The organism is Bartonella sp. B10834G3 (assembly GCF_016102505.1).
Lineage (GTDB): Bacteria > Pseudomonadota > Alphaproteobacteria > Rhizobiales > Rhizobiaceae > Bartonella > Bartonella choladocola.
The window spans coordinates 613,379-635,729 of the sequence record NZ_JACFOM010000002.1 but is presented as its reverse complement, the minus strand read 5'-3'; the positions used below and the strand labels follow the sequence as shown (position 1 = coordinate 635,729).

At 46.5% G+C, this 22,351-nt stretch carries 16 protein-coding genes; 12 read left to right on the top strand and 4 right to left on the bottom strand.

The genetic code is table 11. The features are described from left to right. Positions 1-95: 95 nt before the first annotated feature. Entirely contained in the window at positions 96-1,505 is a 1,410-nt protein-coding gene (gene glnA, locus H3S94_RS08170) for a type I glutamate--ammonia ligase (protein ID WP_198231227.1), read from the bottom strand. Positions 1,506-1,580: 75 nt separating this feature from the next. Further along, positions 1,581-1,919 carry a P-II family nitrogen regulator gene (locus tag H3S94_RS08165; RefSeq protein ID WP_198231226.1) on the bottom strand — a complete coding sequence of 113 codons (339 nt, stop codon included), beginning with the start codon at positions 1,917-1,919 and terminating at the stop codon, positions 1,581-1,583. 224 nt (positions 1,920-2,143) lie between these two features. On the opposite strand from H3S94_RS08165, the gene H3S94_RS08160 reads away from it, so the two are divergent. Next, the gene (locus tag H3S94_RS08160; protein ID WP_246786447.1) at positions 2,144-3,688 is read left to right on the top strand and encodes an NAD(P)H-hydrate dehydratase; all 1,545 of its coding nucleotides are present in this window, start codon (positions 2,144-2,146) and stop codon (positions 3,686-3,688) included. Positions 3,689-3,818: 130 nt separating this feature from the next. Continuing rightward, positions 3,819-5,060, top strand: a complete 1,242-nt coding sequence (locus H3S94_RS08155; RefSeq protein ID WP_077992466.1) for a porin — start codon at positions 3,819-3,821, stop codon at positions 5,058-5,060. A 937-nt stretch (positions 5,061-5,997) separates the two neighbouring features. Here the strand turns inward: H3S94_RS08155 and uvrA are convergent. Continuing rightward, complete coding sequence (gene uvrA, locus H3S94_RS08150; RefSeq protein ID WP_198231224.1) at positions 5,998-8,916, bottom strand: excinuclease ABC subunit UvrA; 2,919 nt, start codon at positions 8,914-8,916, stop codon at positions 5,998-6,000. A gap of 236 nt (positions 8,917-9,152) precedes the next feature. Between uvrA and H3S94_RS08145 the strand changes: the two genes are divergently transcribed. Continuing rightward, complete coding sequence (locus tag H3S94_RS08145) at positions 9,153-9,650, top strand: single-stranded DNA-binding protein (RefSeq protein ID WP_077992462.1); 498 nt, start codon at positions 9,153-9,155, stop codon at positions 9,648-9,650. A 431-nt stretch (positions 9,651-10,081) separates the two neighbouring features. On the opposite strand, the gene H3S94_RS08140 is transcribed toward H3S94_RS08145, so the two are convergent. Further along, positions 10,082-10,714 (bottom strand): MarC family protein, encoded by a 633-nt coding sequence (locus H3S94_RS08140; protein WP_198240757.1) that lies wholly within the window; start codon positions 10,712-10,714, stop codon positions 10,082-10,084. 402 nt (positions 10,715-11,116) lie between these two features. Between H3S94_RS08140 and gyrA the strand changes: the two genes are divergently transcribed. From gyrA to cobU, 9 genes are all read left to right on the top strand, one after another. Next, positions 11,117-13,837, top strand: coding sequence for a DNA gyrase subunit A (gene gyrA / locus H3S94_RS08135; protein WP_198240866.1), 2,721 nt, complete (start codon positions 11,117-11,119; stop codon positions 13,835-13,837). 41 nt (positions 13,838-13,878) lie between these two features. Beyond that, positions 13,879-14,373 carry a pantetheine-phosphate adenylyltransferase gene (gene coaD / locus H3S94_RS08130; protein ID WP_077992461.1) on the top strand — a complete coding sequence of 165 codons (495 nt, stop codon included), beginning with the start codon at positions 13,879-13,881 and terminating at the stop codon, positions 14,371-14,373. 37 nt (positions 14,374-14,410) lie between these two features. Continuing rightward, on the top strand, positions 14,411-14,968 hold the full coding sequence (locus H3S94_RS08125) for a peptidylprolyl isomerase (RefSeq protein WP_077994567.1): 558 nt from the start codon (positions 14,411-14,413) through the stop codon (positions 14,966-14,968). Between the two features lie 10 nt (positions 14,969-14,978). Further along, positions 14,979-15,491, top strand: a complete 513-nt coding sequence (locus tag H3S94_RS08120) for a peptidylprolyl isomerase (protein ID WP_198224406.1) — start codon at positions 14,979-14,981, stop codon at positions 15,489-15,491. A gap of 849 nt (positions 15,492-16,340) precedes the next feature. After that, positions 16,341-17,417, top strand: coding sequence for a tRNA preQ1(34) S-adenosylmethionine ribosyltransferase-isomerase QueA (gene queA, locus H3S94_RS08115; RefSeq protein WP_198240756.1), 1,077 nt, complete (start codon positions 16,341-16,343; stop codon positions 17,415-17,417). A gap of 5 nt (positions 17,418-17,422) precedes the next feature. Then, positions 17,423-18,550 carry a tRNA guanosine(34) transglycosylase Tgt gene (tgt, locus tag H3S94_RS08110; protein WP_198231221.1) on the top strand — a complete coding sequence of 376 codons (1,128 nt, stop codon included), beginning with the start codon at positions 17,423-17,425 and terminating at the stop codon, positions 18,548-18,550. A 67-nt stretch (positions 18,551-18,617) separates the two neighbouring features. Next, complete coding sequence (locus H3S94_RS08105) at positions 18,618-19,604, top strand: LLM class flavin-dependent oxidoreductase (protein ID WP_198240755.1); 987 nt, start codon at positions 18,618-18,620, stop codon at positions 19,602-19,604. A gap of 510 nt (positions 19,605-20,114) precedes the next feature. After that, complete coding sequence (locus H3S94_RS08100; protein ID WP_198240754.1) at positions 20,115-21,569, top strand: cobyric acid synthase; 1,455 nt, start codon at positions 20,115-20,117, stop codon at positions 21,567-21,569. A 266-nt stretch (positions 21,570-21,835) separates the two neighbouring features. Beyond that, entirely contained in the window at positions 21,836-22,348 is a 513-nt protein-coding gene (cobU, locus tag H3S94_RS08095) for a bifunctional adenosylcobinamide kinase/adenosylcobinamide-phosphate guanylyltransferase (RefSeq protein ID WP_198240753.1), read from the top strand. The last annotated feature ends 3 nt before the right edge of the window (positions 22,349-22,351 follow it).

Sequence of the window (22,351 nt, the reverse complement as noted above, 5' to 3'; positions counted from 1 at the left end):
CCAGTTTAAAGGCAAAGCGTGACAGGAAAAAGGCAGCGATTGTTACAAAAACGGAGGCCGAAGCCCCCGTTTTCAATGATCTTGGTTAATGAAAATCAGACAGAATAATACATATCGAATTCGATCGGATGAGGTGTCATCTCGAAACGCAGAACCTCTTCCATCTTCAATTCGATAAACGAATCGATCTGGTCGTCATCGAATACATCACCGGCTTTAAGGAAGGCACGGTCTTTATCGAGACATTGCAGTGCCTCACGCAAGCTTCCCGAAACAGTCGGGATTTTTTTCAGTTCTTTTGGAGGCAGATCATAAAGATCCTTATCCATAGCCTGTCCGGGATGGATCTTGTTTTTAATGCCGTCGAGGCCGGCCATCAAAATTGCCGAGAAAGCCAGATAAGGATTGGCTGTCGCATCAGGAAAACGGATTTCCACGCGTTTTGAGTTCGGCGAAGAACCGAAAGGAATACGGCAGGAAGCCGAACGGTTACGTGCCGAATAGGCGAGCAGAACCGGAGCTTCATAGCCGGGAACAAGACGCTTGTACGAGTTGGTCGACGGGTTGGTGAAAGCGTTGATCGCTTTTGCGTGTTTGATGATACCGCCGATGAAGAACAGGCAGGATTCCGAAAGACCGGCATATTCATTGCCGGCAAATGTCGGCTTGCCATCTTTCCAGATCGACATGTGAACGTGCATGCCCGAACCGTTGTCGCCAAAGATCGGTTTCGGCATAAATGTGGCCGATTTTCCGTATGTGTTGGCGACTTGATGCACGACATATTTGAATATCTGCATTTTGTCGGCTTCACGCACCAATGTGTCGAAGCGGATACCCAATTCATGCTGGGCGGCTGCAACTTCATGGTGATGTTTCTCAACACGAACGCCCATATCGGTAAGCGCAGTCAACATTTCCGAACGGATATCCTGACAGGAATCAATCGGAGGAACTGGAAAATAACCGCCCTTGACGCGTGGACGGTGACCGAGGTTGCCCATCTCGTATTCGGTGTCGTCATTTGACGGGAACTCGTTTGAATCAAGCTTGAAACCGGTGTTGTAGGGGTCGTTTTTGAAGCGTACATCGTCAAAGATGAAAAATTCTGCTTCAGGACCAACATTGACCGTGTCGCCAATGCCCAGAGATTTCAAATAGGCTTCGGCTTTCTTTGCTGTCGAACGCGGATCACGGTTATAGGATTCACCCGATACCGGATCGAGAACATCGCAAAGAATAACCATTGTGGATTGGGCAAAAAACGGGTCCATATGGGCGGTGGTTGGATCCGGCATCAATACCATATCCGACTCATTGATTGCTTTCCATCCGCTGATCGAAGATCCGTCAAACATAACACCATCAGCAAATGTGTCTTCACTGATTTCAGCTATATCCATGGTTACATGTTGCAGCTTGCCTTTAGGATCACTAAAACGCAAATCTACAAAGCGAATGTCATTATCCTTAATTTGTTTAAGGACATCAGATGCAGTCGTCATATTACATTCCTTATTTAAAAGTAATAAAGGGTTGATCGGACATGCCCCTATGCGGGGCATGATTTTACTTATGGCTTAGATTGCGTCTACGCCCGTCTCTCCTGTACGAATGCGGATAACCTCTTCTACAGAAGAAACGAAAATTTTTCCGTCGCCGATGCGACCGGTCTGGGCTGCCTTGCGTATTGCTTCAATTGCAGATTCTACAGTTTCATCGGCAACAACAATTTCAACTTTGACCTTGGGAAGAAAATCAACAACATATTCGGCACCGCGATAAAGTTCGGTGTGGCCTTTCTGACGCCCGAAACCCTTGGCTTCGGTAACGGTTATGCCTTGTAAACCGACGTCTTGAAGAGCTTCCTTCACTTCATCAAGCTTGAATGGCTTAATGATAGCTTCGATTTTTTTCATATTGATCTTGCCTCCAACGTTAAAATTTAGCTTCGGTAACCGCTTTATTTTGATTTGTTGCATTCACTAATATTTTATAAGCATGTTTTATGCCAAGTTGAAAAAATATCCGCTATCTCAACAAGATTTTGCCAGACAAAGCAATTCATACATTGTTAACCGTGGCAAATGCAGGGGAACCGGTTATACTGTGTTCGGGAATTTACGTGTGAGGTGAATAAAAAATGGGCGAACTGACTAAAAAACATGCAATGGCTAGGATTGAAGCGCATAAATTTCCGATAGAACTTTTAACCCCTAAAGAAATGGGCGAGGCGGATCATCTCGCTGCAAGCTTGAATGGCGGGGATAGTTTCAAGCTCATGGAACGTGCCGGAAAGGCTGTTGCCGACATTATTCTCGATGACTATCGTCATGTTCGCAAAATTGCTGTCTTGTGTGGTCCCGGAAATAACGGTGGTGACGGTTATATGGCCGCACATATTCTAAAAGCCCATGGTTTCGAGCCTTATATATTTTCATTGGCAAAACCAAGAGCAGGAAGTGACGCAGAAAAAGCAGCCGCTTTGTGGAAAGGTGACTGTCTGGCGTTTGATTCATTTTCGTCTCCGGAAGATTTCGATGTCATTATAGATGCATTATATGGGGCAGGACTTGATAGACCGTTGGATAAGCCGCTTCAGGCAAGTTTAAAAAAGATCAATGAAAGTGGTGTTCCCGTTATTGCAATTGATTTGCCTTCCGGCGTTTTCGGGCGCACCGGCGCTTTAAATGGCGAAGCGATCAAGGCAACGAAGACCGTAACATTCTTCCGGTTGAAGCCGGGACATGTTTGTTATCCCGGACGCGCCTGTTGCGGCGAAATCAAGCTTGCCGATATAGGAATTCCCGCGAGCGTTCTTCAAACAATAAAACCGGAAAACTATATCAATTTTCCGTCGCTCTGGCTGCAAGATTGGCCGACACTTGATTATGATACGCATAAATATCGGCGCGGTCATGCGGTGGTTTTTTCCGGTCATCAGTCGTCAACCGGTGCTGCAAGACTTGCCGCTCATGCCGCAGCCAGAAGCGGAGCGGGGCTTGTTACAATCCTCTCGCCGGAAGATGCACTTGCCGTTCATGCAATGCATCTCACCAGTATCATGCTCGACAAAATGGGCAGCGACACGGAAATTCTCGCATTTTTGGAAAATAGAAAAGTGCGATCGGTTATCTTGGGGCCTGCATTCGGTTCACTGGAACGGGCATTATCAATCACCCGATCAATATTGACAAAGAGCGGGATTTTCACACTTGTTCTCGATGCGGATGCATTAACGGCCATAGCAGGAAAGAGCGAAGACATATTTCCACTTATCAAAAAGTCGCCGGTCAATGTGATATTGACGCCGCATGAAGGCGAGTTTCAGCGTGTTTTCCCCTCTGTTGCAAAGATGGACGGCCTGTCGCGTATCGAGAAAGCCGCGAAAGCAGCAACCGATTGCGGCGCTGTTGTTGTCTATAAAGGTGCCGATACAATCATTGCTTCTCCTGAAGGCCGTCTGGCAGTCAACGTCAACGGAACTCCCTATCTCGCCACTGCCGGTTCGGGAGATGTGCTTTCCGGCGTTGTCGGCGGCTTGAGCGCGCAAAAAATGCTGCCTTTCGAGGCGGCTTGTGCCGGTGTTTTTATTCATGCACGCTGCGCGGAACATTTTGGTATCGGTATGATTGCGGAAGATATTGTTTCGGCAATTCCCCTCGTTCTGGGTGAATTCGTTATGTGACTAATTTATCACAATTTAACTATAGATATGAATATTGAAAGATTTTGACTTTAAATTGCAGCGACACTGCCGCATAACACATCCATCATATTCTGATTAACAAACCTACCGAGCAGAGGGAGAATTCCTTATGAAAATAAAAGCACTATTGGCCGGTTCTGCTGCTGCCGTGGTCATATCGAGTGCATCTTATGCTGCCGATGTTGTTGTAGCCGAACCTGAACCCGTCGAATTTGTGCGTGTTTGTGATGCTTATGGGCAGGGTTATTTCTATATTCCCGGAACCGATACTTGTATGCGTGTTGGCGGGTATATGCGCGCCGACATAAAAGGTGGCGACAATGTCTATGCATATAAGGGCAAAAAAGACCGCGATACATATGCATGGCGTGCTCGTGGTGAATTGCGCTTCCAGACAGCAAGCGAAACCGAGCTTGGTACATTGCGCACTATGGTTGAGCTACGTAACCAATGGGACGATGGCAATGATACTTTGAGTGGGCAGGCTCACTTTGCTTATATCGAATTGGGCGGCTTGCGCGTTGGTGTTGACGAATCGATTTTCTGGCATTGGACGGGTTATCTCGGCAAGGTCTTGAACGATGATGTCGTCGATCCCGGCATGTTCCAGCGTACGAATGTCTTGAGCTATACGTTTTCGGCTGATAACGGGTTTTCGGCAATCATCGGTGTTGAACAGGGGACTGATGGTGGCAGCGACAATGCTGGCGACAACTACTATCTGAAGGGCATGGGTAGACGTGTTGCAACAAATGCTGGAAAAGCCTACCGCAATGATCCCGATGCACGTCATTTCTATAGCGGTAGCAGTATCGATGATTACACACCCAATGTTCTCCTCGGTGCGAAATTCGTACAGGGCTGGGGCTCTATCGCTGCTATTGGCGCTTATGATGCGCAATGGGAAGAATGGGCTGCCAAGCTGCGCGTTAACTTGAACGTCACCGATCAATTGTCGGTTTGGGTCATGGGCGGCTACAAGAGCAATGACGACTATTACGCCTATGACGATGTTTATAACGATGATCGCCCCCACAGAAAGCATGATTACTATTATCGCATGCACACCAGCCAATATGGTGATTGGGGTGGCGATTGGGCCGTTTGGGGTGGTACAACCTATAAAGCTACCAAAAAGGCTTCTTTCAATTCGCAGTTGACCTATGATGACACAGACGTTTTCAGCGCATCGGTCAATATGGCTTATGAACTTGTTCCGGGTCTCGTTGTAACACCTGAAGTTTCCTATCTGAACTACGGTAATGACAAGAAGTGGGACGATGGTTCACGCGTTACATTCCATGGCGACAATGCCGTTCAGGGAATGTTGCGTATGCAGCGCAATTTCTAAAATCCTATCCAATAATATTTTTAAATGGCGGCTTTGGCCGCCATTTTTTTATTCTCCATCATCTTATTCGCTTTGCCGAATATGAGGGCGCATCATCATTGCGCACATTTGGATGTTGAAGTCTTCCAGATCTTTGATTTTCAATGATGTTGAATACGAAATTGCGTATTTTGTGTCTGTCCACAAAGGCTTTATTTAATAAATTAAAAAAAACCTATAAGGCATTGTTTTAATTTTATTATTATATTCGTTTTTCGTCTTTTTTGAGCCAAATGAAGCTTTTTTAAAACTCGTTTATGCGGCCTCTATCGGCATTTTCGACAAATAAATTGAAAGGCACACATAGAACTTACGGGATTTATGTCTCCGCACGAAATCACATTACTGCAATTTGGTTTCAGTAACTTGTCCGCGATTCACCCATTACCTTGCGGGTATAACAATCCATACAAAAATAGGCAGCGGATGTAGCGCAAGAAAAGAGAACTGAAACGTAACGCACAAAAGGAGGATCGGAGACATAGCCCACCAAGAGCAGACCATGGATCAGACAGACAAAAACGTCTTGAACGAGGGGCAAGAAACGAGAACCGAAACGTAACGCACAAAAGGAGAGCTGGAGACGTAGTCCACCAAGAGCAGGCTATGAACCCGACAAACAAAAAACGTTATGAACGAGGTGCACGAAAAGCGAACCATGGATGTAGAGTGCCGGAGACGTAGTCCATAAAAAAACAAGCCTAGGATGTGCCGCATGAAAAGCGGGCTATGGATGTGGCGCACGAAAAGCGAGACGTGAATAAAGAGAGCCGGAGACTTGCCGAAAAGCAAGTAAAGGATGTGGACACATAAAAAGCAAATAAAGGATGAATCAAATAAAAAGCGGGCTGTGAATGTGCCCGCTTTAATCTTCCTTGAAGTGTCGCTTTTCCTTCAATTATTGCGATAGCGCTTTTTTCGTTGGCCGACGTTCCAGAAGTTCTTTCAGGAACTGTCCGGTGTAAGAGCGTTCCACTTTCACAATATCTTCAGGACGGCCGACAGCAACAATTTCGCCGCCGCCATCGCCACCTTCGGGGCCAAGGTCGATGATCCAGTCGGCAGTTTTGATGACTTCAAGATTATGCTCGATAACGGCAACAGTATTTCCCTGATCGACCAGTTCATGCAGAACTTCAAGAAGTTTCGCAACATCGTGGAAGTGCAGGCCTGTCGTCGGCTCGTCAAGAATATAGAGTGTCCGGCCGGTTGCCTTGCGAGCCAGTTCCTTGGCAAGCTTTACGCGTTGTGCTTCACCGCCGGAAAGGGTGGTCGCCTGTTGCCCGACCTTGATGTAGCCAAGTCCAACCTTGACCAATGTATCCATTTTGTCGCGAATGGCCGGTACTGCCTGGAAAAACTCCGCCGCTTCATCCACCGTCATATCAAGAACATCGGCAATGGATTTACCCTTATAGGTAACCTCCAGCGTTTCCCGATTATAGCGTTTGCCGTGGCAGACATCGCAGGTCACATAGACATCCGGTAAAAAATGCATTTCGATTTTTATGACGCCGTCGCCTTGACAGGCTTCACAGCGCCCGCCCTTGACGTTGAATGAAAAACGTCCTGGCTGATAACCGCGGGCTTTTGCTTCCGGCAAACCGGCAAACCAGTCACGTATCGGGGTAAATGCACCGGTATAGGTTGCCGGATTCGAGCGCGGAGTGCGCCCAATCGGGGATTGGTCAATGTCGATAACTTTGTCGAGATATTCAAGCCCCTCGATTCGATCATGTTCGGCCGGATGTTCACGGCTTCCCATGATGCGCCGCGAGGCTGCTTTGAACAGTGTTTCGATAAGGAACGTCGATTTGCCGCCACCCGAAACACCGGTGACGCAAGTAAAAGTTCCGAGCGGAATATCGGCAGTAATGTTCTTTAAATTGTTGCCTCTCGCTCCGACAACGCGCAATTTCTTTGTCTTGGAAATTTTGCGGCGCTCGGCCGGTACGGGAACAAACATTTTGCCTGAAAGATATTGGCCGGTGAGCGATGCCGGATCATCCATAATATCTTTTGGCGTTCCTTGAGCGACAACTTTACCACCGTTAACACCCGCAGCCGGACCGATGTCGACGACATAATCGGCAGTCAGAATGGCATCTTCATCATGTTCGACAACAATCACCGTATTGCCGAGATCACGTAGATGTTTAAGTGTTTCAAGAAGACGTGCGTTATCGCGCTGGTGCAATCCGATAGACGGCTCATCAAGAACATAGAGAACGCCTGTTAATCCTGAACCGATTTGCGAAGCAAGCCGGATGCGCTGGCTTTCACCGCCCGATAATGTGCCTGAAGCGCGTGCCAGTGTGAGATATTCAAGCCCGACATCATTCAGAAATTTCAAACGGTCGCGAATTTCTTTCAAAATACGTGAAGCAATATTCTTCTGTTTTTCATTGAAAGTTTTATCCACTTCCTGAAACCATTTATCGGCTTTGGAAATCGACATTTCGGACACTTCGCCAATGTGAAGCTTGTTGATTTTTACAGCCAGTGCTTCCGGCTTCAACCGATAGCCTTTACATGCCGGACAAGGGGAAGACGACATATAACGTTCAATCTCCTCGCGTGACCAGGCCGAATCGGTTTCTTTCCAGCGCCGTTCCATATTGGGAATGACACCTTCAAAACTTTTTGTCGCAGAATAGGAACGCATCCCGTCGTGATAGGTAAAGGTGACTTCTTTCTTGCCCGTGCCGTAAAGAATCGCGTGACGGGCTTCTTCGGAAAGGTCTTTCCATTTGTCTGTGAGCTTGAAATGATAAGCCTTCCCAAGCGCTTCAAGTGTTTGATTGTAATAGGGTGAAGAGGATTTCGACCACGGAGCAATAGCACCTGCTTTCAACGACAAATTCTCGTCAGGAACCACCATGGCCGGATCAATTGCCTGTAGCGACCCCAAGCCGTCACAGGTCGGGCAAGCACCGAACGGATTGTTAAAAGAAAAAAGCCGTGGCTCTATTTCGGGAATCGTAAAGCCCGAAACAGGACAGGCAAACTTTTCGGAAAAGAGTAAACGTTCGTGCGTATCATTTTTCGATTTATTGGCCGAACCTCCGGCTGTCTGTTCTTTCGGAAGCGGCTTGTCGGCAAGTTCGGCAACAGCCAATCCGTCAGCCAGATGAAGGCAGGTTTCAAGACTATCGGCAAGACGGGCTGAAATGTCGGGTTTCACAACGAGACGATCGACGACAACATCAATATCATGTTTGTATTTTTTATCGAGTTCCGGAACATCGGCTATTTCATAAAAAACGCCGTCGATTTTGACACGCTGGAAACCTTTTTTAAGAAGGTCGGCCATTTCCTTTTTATATTCGCCTTTGCGCCCGCGCACGAGCGGAGCCAGAATATAAAGTCTCGTTCCTTCCGGGAGTGCCAGAATGCGATCAACCATCTGGCTCACAGTCTGGCTTTCAATCGGTAATCCTGTCACCGGTGAATAGGGCACACCGACCCGCGCAAACAACAAGCGCATATAATCGTGAATTTCCGTGACCGTACCGACAGTTGAACGCGGGTTACGACTCGTGGTCTTTTGTTCAATGGAAATAGCCGGAGAGAGACCGTCAATCTGGTCTACATCCGGTTTTTGCATCATTTCCAGAAACTGTCTGGCATAGGCTGAAAGACTTTCCACATATCGCCTTTGCCCTTCGGCATAGATCGTATCGAAAGCAAGAGAGGATTTACCGGATCCGGAAAGACCTGTCATGACAATCAGTTTGTCTCTTGGCAGATCAAGATCTATGTTCTTTAAATTATGTTGGCGGGCACCACGTATTGAAATATATTTCTGATCGGACATATTTGGCCTTGCGGGGAAAGAACAAAAATGGAACACTCGCTCTCAAATAGGTGAGACTATCAGAAATTGCAATGGTAAGAATTCAACTTAAAAAATAACTGAAAAAGAAGTTCTGTGGAAATTGCACGAATAAACCGGCCTTTTTTGCCTCAAGCTTGAAAATAGATTATATGGTGGCAAATTGAGCTTTAGCATTTAATTTTCGGCTTTTTGCCGCGTGGTTTGGAGTTTTGATAATGGCAGGCAGTGTTAACAAGGTCATTCTGATTGGTAATCTCGGTGCAGATCCGGAAATTCGCAGAATGAATTCTGGCGATCAAGTGGCAAGTTTACGCATTGCAACGTCGGATACGTGGCGTGACCGTAATACAGGCGAGCGTCGCGAACGGACAGAATGGCACAGTGTGGTTATTTTTAACGAAAATCTGGTCAAAGTTGTCGAGCAATATCTTAAAAAAGGCGCGAAGGTTTATATCGAGGGGCAGTTACAAACCCGCAAATGGCAGGATCAGAACGGTAACGACCGTTATACAACCGAGATTGTTTTGCAAAAATATCGCGGTGAATTGCAAATGCTTGATAGCCGCGGCGAAGGTGGTGGCAGCCGTCAGCAGGTGAGCGATCAATCCGGTTCCGGCGGTTTTGGCGGCGGCTACGGCAATTCCGATCAGGGCGGAAACAATCAGTCAGGAAGCAATTTTTCGCGCCAGCTTGATGACGATGTTCCGTTTTGAGGCTCCCGTATTTTAACGGTTATCATAAATTGCGATTGCCGTTTAATGCGTTGAATTGAGATTCCTGCACGATGCGGTGTCGTGATCTTCCTGGAACCTTATTTGCATCATTCAGAAATTTTAAACAGCTCCCCGTTTCCATTGTTTTCAGGCGAATCGCAGCTTTTAGAAAAAGCGGAGCAGGGAGCGTTTATCAAGCTGCAACTTTTATTTCTAAGATTTTTTGCCATACCAAACGCAGCCCATATTTGAGTATGCAAGATTTGCTGGACAGAAGCAGGATATTCGGGAACTGTTTTGCCCGATTGTCACCCGTATTGTCCGAAGTGTTTTGAACATTTCGTCGTTGTGTCCTTGTCCTGCAGTATTTCATGAAAATTGGAGCTGCAACGCTTCATATGCACAACAATCCTGAAATGATGCGTGCCGGTTCAGGCTATGTGAAACAAAGCCAGAATGCCGTTGGCGACGAATTGAACCGCCAATGCTGCAAGAATGACACCGAAGAGGCGGGTAAGTATCGTTCTACCCGTTTCACCAAGAAGTCGGTCAATCGGGTGGGCGAGAAGCATAAAGCCGTAGCAGACAATCACTGAAATCAGAATAACAAAACAGGAAACGGCAGTGCCGATAAAACCCGGATTCTTGCTCGCCATCAAAATGGTGGCGGAAATAGCGCCGGGGCCGGCAATCATCGGTATAGCAAGGGGAAAAGCTGCGATATTGTGAATATGGTCTTTTGTTACAGCCGTTTTCACAGATTTCTGTTTTCTTGCCGAGCGTTTTTCAAAAATCATCTCGAATGCAATGGCAAATAATAGGATACCACCGGCAATCTCGAATGCACCGAGCGAAATCCCCAGCCCTTCCAATATCGACCCGCCGATAAGTGCGAAAGCGAGCAGAATAATATAGGAAATAACAGATGCAGCCATCGCGGTGGATTTGCGTTGCATATTGGTCATGTCACGCGTCAGCCCCAAGAAAATTGGCACCAATCCCACGGGATCAATCGTGACCAGTAATGTGATAAACGCGTTCAGCAACAAACCTGCATCAAACATGATTGTTACTCCTTGAGTTTTCCTGCATTCGGCAAGATAGTCGGGTTCGGGGCAGTCGGATTCCGGATGCATTATTATTTCCGGATATATTATTATTCGATGAATGCCAAAGATAGAAATAAAGTCAAAAATCGCGATTTATAAAAATTCTTCAATTGCGCTCTCATGGCACAAAATTTCCTTAAAGTCATCCACCGATTTTTCGACCGGCTAGATAACACACTGAAAAGAAAAGCCAAATCCACACATAGATGGGCAAGAGAAATTAGCTTTTCAAGCCGTTTTTCGTTATAAAGGAAGGGCTGATTCTATTAAGGAAGTTGTGTAGCCGTGAACGATCAAATTATACCACCAGATTCAGGAAATCCGAACGGTATTGAGCCGGTCAATATTGTGGAGGAAATGGAGCGCTCCTACCTCGATTACGCCATGAGCGTGATTGTATCGCGTGCGCTGCCTGATGTTCGTGATGGTATGAAGCCGGTTCATCGACGCATTCTCTATGCGATGAACCAGATGGGGCTTTCTTATAACAAGCCTTATCGTAAATCTGCCGGTGTTGTCGGCGAGGTGATGGGTAAATTCCACCCGCATGGCGATTTATCTATCTATGATGCGCTGGTGCGCATGGCACAGGATTTTTCGCTGCGCGTTCCGCTTATTGACGGGCAGGGGAACTTCGGGTCGATTGATGGTGATCCGCCGGCAGCTATGCGTTACACCGAATGCCGTCTGGAAAAAGTTTCCGATAGTCTGCTTTTTGACATCGACAAGGAAACGGTCGATTTTCAGGATAATTATGATGGCCGCGAGCAGGAACCGATTGTTCTTCCCGCACGTTTTCCCAATCTTCTGGTGAATGGTTCGGGTGGTATTGCGGTCGGTATGGCTACCAATATTCCGCCGCACAATCTTGGTGAAATTGTTGATGGTTGCGTCGCTCTCATTGATAATCCGGCCATAACACTCGACGAAATGCTCAAGATCATACCGGGGCCGGATTTTCCGACCGGCGGGATTATCCTTGGCCGCGCCGGTATTCGTTCGGCTTATGAAACCGGACGTGGCTCGCTCATTATGCGTGCCAAGGTTGAAGTTGAAGATATTCGTAATGACCGTCAGGCCATCGTTGTTACTGAAATTCCCTATCAGGTGAATAAAGCGACAATGGTCGAAAAAATTGCCGAGCTTGTACGCGAAAAACGGATTGAAGGCATTTCGGACTTACGCGATGAATCCGATCGTGAAGGCTATCGCGTTGTGATCGAGCTGAAGCGCGATGCCGTTGCCGATGTTGTTTTGAACCAGCTTTATCGCTACACACCTTTGCAAACCTCTTTCGGCTGCAATATGGTGGCCTTGAATGGCGGCAAGCCTGAACAAATGACACTCCTTGACATGCTCAAGGCGTTTGTTCTGTTCCGTGAAGAGGTTGTTACCCGGCGTACCAAGTTTTTGCTGCGCAAAGCACGTGAACGTGCCCATGTCTTGGTTGGTCTGGCAATTGCTGTTGCCAATATTGACGAAGTCATCCAGCTTATCCGTAATGCACCGGACCCGCAAACCGCGCGTGACCAGTTGATGACGCGCCGTTGGCCGGCAGCAGAAGTGCGCCATCTGATCGAACTGATTGATGACCCACGTCACATTATTCACGAAGATAACACCTATAATCTTTCGGAAGAGCAGGCGCGTGCCATTCTTGATTTGCGCTTGCAACGCCTGACAGCTTTGGGGCGCGACGAGATTGCCGACGAACTCAATAAAATTGGCGCAGAAATTACCGATTATCTTGATATTCTGGGTTCTCGTTTGCGTGTCTTGACGATTGTCAAAGACGAATTGATGGCCGTTCGCAATGAATTTGCCACACCCCGTCTCACATCATTCGGCTCCGGTGGTGCCGAAATGGATGATGAAGACCTGATTGCGCGTGAGGAAATGGTCGTCACTGTAAGCCATAGCGGCTATATCAAGCGGGTTCCGCTCAATACTTATCGGGCGCAACATCGCGGTGGTAAAGGCCGCTCCGGTATGACAACAAAAGACGAGGATTTTGTAACCCGCCTGTTTGTCGCCAATACACATGCGCCGGTTCTGTTCTTCTCTTCACGCGGCATTGTTTACAAGGAGAAAGTGTGGCGTTTGCCGGTCGGAACACCCCAATCGCGTGGCAAAGCGCTTATCAATCTTCTGCCATTGCAGCAAGGCGAACGCATCACCACAATCATGCCTTTGCCAGAGGATGAGGAAAGCTGGAGCGAACTCGACGTGATGTTTGCAACAACACGCGGCACTGTGCGGCGCAACAAGCTTTCCGACTTTGTGCAGGTTAACCGCAACGGCAAAATTGCGATGAAATTCGACGATGATGAAGATGAAATTCTATCTGTCGATACATGTACAGAAAATGACGATGTGGTTCTGACCACTGCCGATGGTCAATGTATCCGTTTTGCTGTTTCCGATGTTCGTGTCTTTGCCGGTAGAAATTCCATCGGTGTGCGCGGTATCAATCTCGGTGAGGGTGATAAAGTCATCTCGATGGCTATTCTGGAGCATGTCGAAGCAACACCGGCCGAACGCTCGGCCTATCTCAAACGCGCCGTTGCCGAACGCCGTTTAGCCGGTAACGATAGCGATGATGTGACAATTACTGACGAGGAAGAAGCAACAGGCGATGCCGAGCTTAGCGACGCACGTTATAATGAACTTTCTCAACATGAACAGATGTTGTTGACGGTAAGTCAATTCGGTTATGGCAAACGTTCTTCATCCTACGAGTTCAGAATTTCCGGTCGCGGTGGCAAGGGGATAAGAGCGACTGATCCTTCAAAGACTGCCGAAATCGGTAAACTGGTTGCAGCTTTCCCTGTCGAGGAAAAAGACCAGATCATGCTTGTTTCGGATGGCGGAAAACTCATCCGTGTTCCGGTGGCAGGAATTCGTATTGCAGGCCGGTCGACAAAAGGTGTCACGATTTTCGATACAGCCGAGAACGAGAAAGTTGTTTCAGTTGAACGTATTTCTGAATCGGAAGAGGAAGACGACGATTCAAATGACAACAATACGAATGAGAATAACAACGTTACAGATCAGGCAGATACGCAATCGGATGTCTGAATAATCGGACAGGTTCAGGATGGCTTAACGGGAGGTGAAAGATGAAAGTGGCAATTTTTGCTGGTTCGTTTGACCCGATTACCAATGGTCATCTTGACGTTTTGCGGGGGGCATTTGCAGTGGCTGACAAAGTTGTTGTTGCTATTGGAATCCATCCGAGCAAAGCTCCGCTTTTTACGTTTGAAGAACGCAAGAAACTGATCGAAACCATTGCAAAGAATGTTTTGAAAGATACAGAAAAGCGTTTGGAAGTTATTTCATTCGACAATTTGCTGGTTGATAAAGCACGCGAGATCGGCGCAAATTTTATCATACGTGGTTTGCGCGATAGCACGGATTTCAACTATGAAATGCAACTTGCCGGCATGAATAGGGCGTTGGCACCCGGAATACAGACATTGTTCTTGCCGGCAGCGGATAAGGTTCGTTCAATCTCCGCAACGCTCGTTCGGCAAATTGCTTTGATGAGGGGGGATGTTTCGCCCTTTGTTCCCGAAAATGTTGCATTGGCGTTAACAAAAAAATTCAAATCATAAATGGAGAAAAACCTTGGTTCGTAAACTTTTGGGCATTATGGCCGTTTTGTTTGCACTTTTTTCGCTTGCCCCCGTGGCATTTGCTGCAGGCGGAGAAAATCTTGTTTTAACATTGAAAGATGGTGATGTAACAATCCGGTTGCGTCCGGATATTGCTCCCAAACATGTCGCACAAATCGAGAAGCTCACCAAAGAAGGTGCTTACGATAATGTTGTCTTCCATCGGGTTATTCCGGGCTTTATGGCGCAGACCGGCGATGTAAAATTCGGCAAAAAAGGAAGCCCCGAATTCAATATTCGGCGTGCCGGTATGGGTGGTTCACAATATCCCGACCTTGCTGCGGAATTTTCCCAAGTACCATTCAAACGTGGAACGGTCGGAATGGCACGTTCGCAAGACCCGAATTCAGCCAATTCCCAGTTCTTCATCTGTTTTGATGATGCCTCTTTCCTCAACGGCCAGTACACGGTTGTTGGTGAAGTGGTAAAAGGCATGGATGTCGTTGATAAAATCAAAAAAGGGCGTGCCGATAATAACGGTTCGGTTGCTGATCCCGACGTCATTATAAAAGCGCGTATCGAAGCTACAAAATAAAGGAAAAGAAATGGCTGAAATTAAAGATCCGGAAAATACGTTGATTTTGGAAACGACAAAGGGTGATGTGGTTATAGAATTATTGCCTGACGTTGCACCCGAACACGTCAAGAGAATTAAAGAATTAACCCGCGAAGGCGCTTATGACAATGTGGTTTTTCACCGCGTGATAGACGGCTTTATGGCACAGACCGGCGATGTCGAATTTGGCAAAAAAGGCGGCAAGAAGTTTAACGCATCACGCGCAGGCATGGGTGGATCCGATAAACCCGATCTTAAAGCCGAATTTTCCAATGTGCCACATAAGCGCGGTACTGCCTCTATGGCACGCAGTCAAAACCCGAATTCGGCAAATTCCCAGTTCTTTATCTGTTTCGAGGATGCTCCGTGGCTCAATCGTCAATATACGGTTTGGGGACAGGTCATTGAAGGCATGGAAAATGTCGACAAGCTCAAAAAAGGCGAGCCTGTCAGTGATCCTGACAGCATTGTCAAAGCAACAATTGCTGCCGATAAAAAATAATTTTCAAAGCTCGACATAGTTGTTCGGAAGCTTTGATTTATAAAACTTGAAAAAGGTGTTTTGAATAAAATTCGGAGCACCTTTTGTTTTTTAAACTTGAAATTCCGGCAGATTGCAGTTTTTGCTTTTTATAAAAATAAGGGCAAAATAATCTTCATAAAATGATTCAGTGTTTATCTTTAAAACGCTGATTTTTAACGTAAAATATTTTATTTCTATTTATTTATATCGTTCGTCTCTCTCTTGAATAGGATATTTCGTATCGGCAAGGAACGCGTAACGATCACCAAAAAGCTTAAATGTAAAAATGAATTTTCACCTTGCTAAAAATCTGATTTCCAATATTTTTCTTATGCAAAATATCCGGACATTTATTCGATTTCTCGCAAGAAAAACTCCAGAATGCCCCGACCGGAATATATTCGGCTTCAATACATTTCCAGATGTTTTCCGAAAGTCCCTGCCATTCTTCATTTTAATCGGAAGTTGACGCTAATCTACCTACAGATCGTCAAACTGCCCATTCTGTGTTTTGAACGAAACACTTGATAAAAACACGATTTTTAGCCCGAAAAATCGCATTACACCCCAGTCCTTTTTAAAGATAATCTTTGCTGAAATGACGCATTTACTCGCCGCCGAAAACCGCTTCACAGTTTCCGGAAAATAGGTTTTTAGTGGCGCATTTTAATCCCGAAAACCGCTTCACACTTTTCGGAAAATGCTTTAGTAAAAAACCATTACCAAGTATCCTTGGCAAGGCCTCCTTAAAGGTTGGTCTTTTAATCTGATATAACAGTGCGACAAGCGTTATCCGCTTGTCCGATTTATGAATGTGCGTGCGCTCTTATGCAAGTTGATCTTTTTGATTTCGAGTTACCTGAAAAACAAATCGCTTTGCGACCTGCTGTGCCGCGGGAAAGTGCTCGTCTTTTACATGTCGGAAAAGGCGGGGTTCTCGAAGATTTACATGTGCGCGATTTACCCTCGCTTCTCAAAAAAGGTGATGCGCTGGTTTTCAATGATACCAAGGTTATAAAAGCCCAACTTCAGGGGGAACGGCGGCGCGGTGCAGCTATAGCCCATATTGGTGCAACACTTCATAAACGCGTAAGCCCTAATGAGTGGCTTGCTTTTGTTCGTCCGGCAAAACGTTTGAAAATTGGCGAAACAATTGTTTTCAACAAGCAGGATAGAAGTCTTGGCGATAATGACAAGCTTGTTGCCACGGTTCGTGAAAAAGGCGAAAACGGCGAGATGCTGTTGGAATTTGATAAATCGGGTGCCGAGCTTGATCGTGAAATCGCGCTTATCGGCCACATGCCCTTGCCACCCTATATTGCTTTGAAACGCGGCGAGGACAAGCGTGACGAAACCGATTACCAGACCGTTTATGCACGCGAAGAGGGGGCCGTCGCGGCGCCAACAGCCGGTCTTCATTTTACCAAGGATTTGATGCAACAGATCAAAGATCGGGGTGTTGAAGAATATTTTGTAACGCTCCATGTCGGCGCAGGCACATTTTTACCTGTCAAGGTTGACGATACAAAAGACCATAAAATGCATTCTGAAATTGGCCATATAGACCAACAAACGGCAGATGCATTAATGGCTGTAAAAAAACGCGGTAACAGGGTTATTGCTGTCGGTACAACGGCGATGCGACTTCTTGAAAGTGCTGCGGATGAAAACGGTCAACTCGATGCATGGGCAGGTTCAACCGATATTTTTATAACACCGGGTTATCATTTCCGGTTTGTCGATTGCCTGATGACCAATTTCCACTTGCCGCGCTCGACATTATTCATGCTTGTATCGGCTTTTAGTGGGCTTGATACAATGAAACACGCTTATCAACATGCTATTGAAACGGGCTATCGTTTTTATTCTTATGGCGATACAAGTTTTCTGGAACGAAAAGATTAGGAACAATGAGCGAAACCTTCACCTTCAAAAAAATTACTGAAGATGGTCACGCGCGGCGTGGCGAAATTACAATGCCGCGTGGCAAAGTCCGCACACCGGCTTTTATGCCGGTAGGCACTGCCGGTTCGGTGAAGGCAATGTATATGGAGCAGGTTGAAGAGCTCGGTGCCGATATTATACTCGGCAATACCTATCATTTGATGTTGCGCCCTGGTGCCGAACGTATTGCAAGATTGGGCGGCCTTCATGTTTTTGCACGTTGGCCGAAGCCCATTTTGACTGACTCCGGCGGTTTTCAGGTTATGTCGCTTGCAGGTCTTAGAAAATTGACAGAGAAGGGCGTGACCTTCCAATCGCATATTGATGGCGCGCGTTATGAGCTGACACCGGAACGGTCGATCGAAATACAGTGCCTTCTTGATTCCGACATCCAGATGCAACTTGACCAATGCGTTGCCTTGCCTGCCTCATTCAAAGAAATGGAAAAGGCAATGGAATTGTCTTTACGCTGGGCAGAACGTTGCAAAACGGCTTTCGGAAACCAGCCGGGCAAGGCCATGTTCGGTATCGTTCAGGGTGGTGATAATGCAAGTTTGCGGGAACGCTCGGCAAATGCTTTGAAAGATCTTGATTTGAAAGGCTATTCCATTGGAGGCTTGGCGGTGGGTGAGCCGCAAAATGTGATGATGGATATGCTTGATGTGACCTGTTCGATTTTGCCGGAAGATAAACCGCGTTATTTGATGGGCGTTGGCACACCTGATGATATTTTGAAAAGTGTGGCACATGGCGTTGATATGTTCGATTGTGTCATGCCGACAAGGGCAGGCCGACATGGTTTGGCTTTCACAAGATTTGGTAAAATCAATTTGAGAAATGCAAAACATGCCGAAGACCCGCGCCCGTTAGACCCTGAATCGCCCTGTCCGGCAGCACGGGATTATAGCCGCGCTTATCTTCACCATCTCGTAAAAGCGGGTGAACCATTGGCCGGAATGGTGATTACGTGGAATAATCTCGCTTTTTATCAGCAATTGATGCAAGGCATAAGAGACGCGATCGAAGCACATCGTTATGCCGATTTCGTAGCCGAAGTCACAGAAGAGTGGAATAGGGGCGATAGAGCGGATTGATTAAAAAAGCCGCGCTTGATTGAATTTCTCTCGTTGTATTCATTTTGAGAGTTCCTATATTAAAAAAATGAAAATATCTGTCCTTGATCTATGTCCCGTGCCTGAGGGAAGTTCGGTTGCTCAGGCGTTAAAAAATTCTATAGCTCTTGCCAAACATGTGGATGAGCTTGGGTTTCCTCGTATCTGGTATGCCGAACATCACAATATGACCGGCATTGCAAGTGCTGCAACGGCGGTTGTAATGGGGCAGATTCTTGCCTCGACCAATAAAATCGTTGTCGGTGCGGGCGGCGTTATGCTTCCTAACCATTCACCGCTGGTTATTGCCGAACAATTCGGCACTCTTGAAGCTCTCTATCCGAACAGGGTTGAACTCGGATTAGGTCGTGCTCCCGGTACTGACCAGATGACAGCGAGAGCCTTGAGACGTTCGCTTGATAGCAACCCGAATGATTACCCCCGCGATGTCGTCGAATTGCTTGACTATTTTAAAGATGCCGAACCTCAACAACAATTGCGGGCAGTTCCGGGGGCAGGTTTGCACGTGCCGGTCTGGATTTTGGGGTCAAGCCTTTATGGGGCGCAGCTTGCGGCAGTTCTGGGCTTGCCTTATTCGTTTGCCTCGCATTTTGCACCGGCCGAGCTTTATCGCGCACTCAAAGTTTACCGCGATAATTTCCAGCCGTCGGAATATCTTGATAAACCGGTTGCAATGGTTGCAGCCAATGTCGTTGTTGCTGAAACGGATGACGAAGCAAAGTTTCTATTTTCTTCCCAACAACAATCCTTTGTCAATTTAAGGACGGGGCGCGCCGGTCCATTACCGAAACCGGTCATGAATTATGTTGACAATCTTCCCTTCAATCACCGTCTGGTGCTTGAACAATCTTTGTCCTGTTCTGTGGTTGGTTCATCCGAAACAGTCGAGCTGGGCCTAAAAAAACTGATAGCCGATACAAATGCAGACGAGTTGATTGTTACGAGCCCGATTTGGGATAATAAAAAACGCATGGATTCATTCACACTTCTTGCCCGCATCATCAAGAACCTTTGAAATTCGTGCAAGTCCTTTATTTAACGCATAGCAAGCGGTGATAAACATCCCACTTCAGATAAATTTGTCGGCTTAATGTCACTTTTGAAGAACAACGCTTGCTGTCAAGCAGTTGGCAGCTATCACGCAGTTGAAATGTCCTCGGCAACGTGGCTCGCAACAAGTCACATTTTTAAAAATGTGTGGAGGAATTTTAAAAAGTGTGGAAGCTCGATCAAGCCTTATTTCAATAGTCGCAGATAAGGGCTAAAAAACGTAAAACTGCGCAAGCGGTGGCCCGTTTACGCAGTTTTATCTTACGCATTTTCCGGACGATACTCATACACATGTCCGGAATTACACCTCTGGTACGCACTACCTGATCCAGAGAGAAACAAGTTGTTTTTGTTTCTGGAGCCTTTGTAGATGAACAATGTTAATCACGGGTTAGCGAACACTTAATGAAGTATGAAAATCGCTATTTTTTTTTAAAAAAATTGCGGTTTTTTTTATTGGTAAAGGGTGATTGATTTGGCGCGTGCATTGATGTTTCAGGGCACAGGTTCGGATGTCGGAAAAACAGTTCTTGTTGCCGGCTTTTGCCGTTTGGCCTCCCGAAAAGGAATCAAGGTAATGCCGTTCAAACCGCAGAACATGTCGAACAATGCCGCTGTTGCCGACGATGGTGGCGAGATCGGGCGTGGTCAATGGCTGCAAGCTTTTGCAGCAAATGAGAAACCTTCCGTTCATATGAATCCGGTTTTGTTGAAACCGCAAAGTTCTACCGGTTCCCAAATCATTGTGCAGGGTAAGCTTTCGGGTTTTAAAAAAGGCGCCGATTATCAAAAAATGAAGGGTGAACTTCTTGATCGGGTAATGGAATCTTTTGCCCGATTGAAGGAGAGAGCCGATTTGGTGCTGGTGGAGGGGGCCGGTTCGCCGGCAGAAATCAATTTGCGCGCTTGCGATATTGCCAATATGGGATTTGCACGAAGCGCCGATGTGCCGGTTATATTGATTGGCGATATTGACCGCGGTGGCGTGATCGCTTCACTTGTCGGCACGGCAACAATTCTTGATCGTGAAGACCGTGCAATGGTCTCAGGTTATCTCATTAACAAATTCCGCGGGGATTTGAGCCTTTTTGATGATGGAATCAAAGCAATCCGGAATTTTACCGGCTGGCCTTGCCTCGGCGTTATTCCCTGGCTTGAAGGGGCAAGCCTTTTGCCTCCTGAAGATTCGATGGCACTTGAACATAGATCGCCGAAAAAACACGGCAAAGTAAAAATAGCTGTACCGGTTTTACCCCATATTGCCAATTTTGATGATCTCGACCCGTTAGTTCACGAAAGTGATGTTGAAATTGTCTTTGTCCGGAAGGGTGAGTGTTTTCCAACCGACAGCGATGTTATTATCCTTCCCGGTTCCAAATCGACCATAGCGGATATGATTGCCCTTCGTGAAAATAAGTGGGACGGGGAGATTATCGCACACGCCAAAAAAGGCGGCATGGTTATCGGCATTTGCGGCGGCTTTCAAATTCTTGGCCGAAAAATTTTTGATCCCGATTCTCTGGAAGGAAATATTAGCGAAACAGAAGGGCTCGGACTTCTTGATATGGTAACCGAAATCGGAGAACGAAAACTTACACGCAATAGCAATGCTGTTCATCTTTTAAGCGGACTTCCGCTCACAGGCTATGAAATCCATATGGGCAAAAGCTTCGGTCCGGATTGTCGCCATGCACCTTTAAAAATAAACAATGTTGAAGACGGTGCGGCCTCGCCTGATGGGAAAATCTGGGGAACCTATCTCCATGGTTTGTTTTCGGCAGATGCTTTCCGTCATTATTTTATTGGAAGTTTTGGTGCAAAGCCTGATAAGTCCGGACATTTTGAAAAACTTGACAATGCGCTCGATAAAATAGCCGATGAACTGGAAAAGGCCGTCGACGTAAACGCGCTTTTTCGGCTTGCACGATAAAGTTTAAGCAGCTATCTCTATAAATAACCGGTTTTTTGCAAAAGAATTTGCAAAAAATAAACTGGAATTTCAGGAAGTGGACCCAATTCGGGCATTTCATTCAAGCCGGTCAGTCAAATTATTGTATTTATGAATGGGCTAGAAATCCGGTTCCGGTTTGTGTTCTCATCATTCAAGAACTCTGATTCTGTATCAAAGGCATGAAGCCGGTTTTTCAGCTTTCTTTGTAAAGTGATGAATGTCTATTCCGCAAATGGAGGAGATTTTTGGCAAAGATAACATTGATTCTTGGCGGGACGCGTTCGGGTAAGTCGGTTTTTGCCGAAAATTATGTGTTGTCTGCCAATAAAGTACCGGTCTATCTCGCAACCGCAGAAATTTTCAATGAAGAGATGAAAAAACGGGTCGACATGCATCGCTCACGCCGCGAGATGGGCTGGATCAATGTTGAAGAACCGATTGATATTATGGGCGAGATCGCAAAACATAATAGTGAACAAAAGATCGTCCTTATTGATTGCCTCAGCGTTTGGCTTGGCAATCTATTGGAGCATCACCGGAACGTTGAAACAGAAATAGTAAAGCTTGTCGATGGTCTTGCAAAGCTTGAGGTCGAAACAGTTTTTGTTTCGAGCGAGGTAGGGCTTGGCATCGTGCCGGACAACAAGCTTGCGCGTGAATTTAGTGATTATGCCGGTCTCATGAACCAGAAAATTGCAAATATAGCAGAAACGGTGTTTTTTGTTGCGGCCGGTCTGCCGCTTAAATTGAAAGGCTAAGTT

Coding starts and splice junctions, on each gene's coding strand:
- glnA (WP_198231227.1), bottom strand. CDS start 1,505: ATGACGACTGCATCTGATGTCCTTAAACAAATTAAGGATAATGACATT.
- H3S94_RS08165 (WP_198231226.1), bottom strand. CDS start 1,919: ATGAAAAAAATCGAAGCTATCATTAAGCCATTCAAGCTTGATGAAGTG.
- H3S94_RS08160 (WP_246786447.1), top strand. CDS start 2,144: ATGGGCGAACTGACTAAAAAACATGCAATGGCTAGGATTGAAGCGCAT.
- H3S94_RS08155 (WP_077992466.1), top strand. CDS start 3,819: ATGAAAATAAAAGCACTATTGGCCGGTTCTGCTGCTGCCGTGGTCATA.
- uvrA (WP_198231224.1), bottom strand. CDS start 8,916: ATGTCCGATCAGAAATATATTTCAATACGTGGTGCCCGCCAACATAAT.
- H3S94_RS08145 (WP_077992462.1), top strand. CDS start 9,153: ATGGCAGGCAGTGTTAACAAGGTCATTCTGATTGGTAATCTCGGTGCA.
- H3S94_RS08140 (WP_198240757.1), bottom strand. CDS start 10,714: ATGTTTGATGCAGGTTTGTTGCTGAACGCGTTTATCACATTACTGGTC.
- gyrA (WP_198240866.1), top strand. CDS start 11,117: ATGGAGCGCTCCTACCTCGATTACGCCATGAGCGTGATTGTATCGCGT.
- coaD (WP_077992461.1), top strand. CDS start 13,879: ATGAAAGTGGCAATTTTTGCTGGTTCGTTTGACCCGATTACCAATGGT.
- H3S94_RS08125 (WP_077994567.1), top strand. CDS start 14,411: ATGGCCGTTTTGTTTGCACTTTTTTCGCTTGCCCCCGTGGCATTTGCT.
- H3S94_RS08120 (WP_198224406.1), top strand. CDS start 14,979: ATGGCTGAAATTAAAGATCCGGAAAATACGTTGATTTTGGAAACGACA.
- queA (WP_198240756.1), top strand. CDS start 16,341: ATGCAAGTTGATCTTTTTGATTTCGAGTTACCTGAAAAACAAATCGCT.
- tgt (WP_198231221.1), top strand. CDS start 17,423: ATGAGCGAAACCTTCACCTTCAAAAAAATTACTGAAGATGGTCACGCG.
- H3S94_RS08105 (WP_198240755.1), top strand. CDS start 18,618: ATGAAAATATCTGTCCTTGATCTATGTCCCGTGCCTGAGGGAAGTTCG.